This is a genomic window from Kitasatospora sp. NPDC059571, assembly GCF_042735675.1.
Classification (GTDB): Bacteria; Actinomycetota; Actinomycetes; order Streptomycetales; family Streptomycetaceae; genus Kitasatospora.
The window spans coordinates 1-1,924 of the sequence record NZ_JBHWBW010000338.1; the positions used below are offsets into that span (position 1 = coordinate 1).

Consider the following 1,924-nt stretch of genomic DNA (forward strand, 5'->3'; position numbering starts at 1 on the left):
AACCGGACCACCGGTGCGCTCCGCGGCCGTCGCCCGGCTCACCTCCCCGGGCGCCACATGGTGGTGACGACCTGTCCGCCGGCGGTGGTGACCGTCGTCCGCGGGACGAAGCCGGCCCGCTCGTACCGGTGGAGGTTGGCCGGGTTGGAGGATTCGAGGTACGCGGGTGCGCCGAGCGCGTCGATGCGCGACAGCGCCTCCGCGACCAGGCCCATGCCGATGCCCCGGCCGCGGTGGTCGGGGTTGGTGGCGAGCAGGCTGAGGTAGAAGTGCGGCTCGGTGGGGTGCACCTCCTCCAGCTGCTCACAGATCCGCAGGATGTCCTCGGACACCTGCTCACCCGCGACCCCGGTGAGCAGGTCGCCCATGCCGGCCTCCTCGGCCTCGGTCAACTCGGTCCCGCCGGGCGGGATCCACAGCGACACGGCGTCGGCGGCGCCGGTGATCAGCGTCCACGGGTAGCGCTGCGCGGAGACCGCGTACAGCCGCCAGAACGCGGCCGCCTGCTCGGCGCGGCGGGCGCGGTCGGGGAAGGCCGGACCCCACAGCGGGTCCTCGAAGAACGCGGCCGTCAGGGTCTCCACCACGGCGTCCACGTCCGCCGGGCCGGCGACACGGGCGGGCACGGGACGGTATGCGGAACTCATCCCTCCACTCTAGGTCGCGCCCGCGGGCCGGGCCCGCAACGCCTCCGGGACGCGCGGGCCCGGCGGGTCGTCAGGCCTTGAGCGTGGTCTCGATCAGATAGCCGACCGGGCAGAGCCCGGTGTCGGTGGCGGAGGCCTTGAGGCGCGCCACCGAGACCTTGGAGTCGCCGTCCTGGATGGCGATGCCGGCCCGCCCGGCGGCGGCCGCCACCTGGAGGTTGGTGATCCGCCAGGCCTTCGCGGTGTCGTTCCAGACGGCCACGCGCAGCAGGGCGTCCCCGAAGTCGCTGCCGAACGACAGGTAGACCGGCCCCCACCCGACCGCGCCGCCGTTCTGCGGCGGGAGGGGGATGAGCGTGCCGTTCTCGGGGTGGCCGTCCAGGAAGCCGGGGTCGATGGTGCCGATCACGAGAGCCATGGGGCTACCTCACTTCTTCGTCGAGCCGGCGCCGGTCGGTCGCCCCGGGCTGCGGCTGGAGGTGGAACAGATCGGGCATCGGGCCCGGATCGGTGTGGTCGTTCTCGGGCACCTGGGAGTGCCCGTAGTGGCCGCTGCGGGTGTCCCAGACCTGCGCCGAGCGGTTCGCCGACCAGGTCGGCGGCCCCATCGGCCAGACGTCCGGAACGCCCCACGATCGGAGCCAGTCGACGATCCGGCCGAGGCCCGCGCACGGCGCGTCGGCGAGCGTCGGATAGACCCGGCCGGCCACCCGGCAGTACGGGAAGAACAGGCTCTCGATCTGGATGCAGACGTTGCCCTTGCGGTTGGTCTCCACCCCGCCCGGGGCGTTGACCACGGACTTGCTGCGGGAGGTGGCGGAGAAGTACTGCACCGCCCGGCCGGTGAACGGGTCCCACAGCAGGTGCGGGGCCACGCCCGCCCCGTCGCCGGCGAAGTAGGCCGCCAGGGTGTCGAAGGGCAGCAGGTCGGCGGGGGCGTCGGCGGTGGCGTTGCGGTCCCAGGTGATGTGCCAGATCGTCCGGGAGCCGCCGTCGCCGGCCATCGGTGCGTCGTCGAGCCGGCGCTGTTCGGCGCCGGACAGGTAGAGGTCGGCCATCAGTACCCCTTCGTGGTGCGCCGGGCCGCGGGCACGGCGGCAGACCGCGTGCCGTCGGCCGCGGGGCCCGGAGGTGGTGGGGCGGGGCGGGCCCGGCGGGTCCGTGTGCGCGGACGGACCCCGGGCCGCCCGGGTACGCACCCGGGGGCGCGGCGGGGGGGGGGGCGGGGGCCCGGGGGGGGGGGGTGGGTGGTGTGTGGGGTGGGTGGGCTAGGGTGC

Annotated in this window: 3 protein-coding genes; all 3 read right to left on the bottom strand. The window is 74.8% G+C overall.

The features are described from left to right. Positions 1-38 precede the first annotated feature (38 nt). The 3 genes from ACFV0G_RS28510 to ACFV0G_RS28520 all read right to left on the bottom strand — a co-directional run bounded on the left by ACFV0G_RS28510 (position 39) and on the right by ACFV0G_RS28520 (position 1,705). Entirely contained in the window at positions 39-647 is a 609-nt protein-coding gene (locus tag ACFV0G_RS28510; RefSeq protein ID WP_380554080.1) for a GNAT family N-acetyltransferase, read from the bottom strand. A 70-nt stretch (positions 648-717) separates the two neighbouring features. Beyond that, positions 718-1,065, bottom strand: coding sequence for a hypothetical protein (locus tag ACFV0G_RS28515; protein WP_380554083.1), 348 nt, complete (start codon positions 1,063-1,065; stop codon positions 718-720). Between the two features lie 4 nt (positions 1,066-1,069). Further along, positions 1,070-1,705, bottom strand: coding sequence for a peptidoglycan-binding protein (locus ACFV0G_RS28520; RefSeq protein ID WP_380554086.1), 636 nt, complete (start codon positions 1,703-1,705; stop codon positions 1,070-1,072). Between the last annotated feature and the right edge of the window lie 219 nt (positions 1,706-1,924).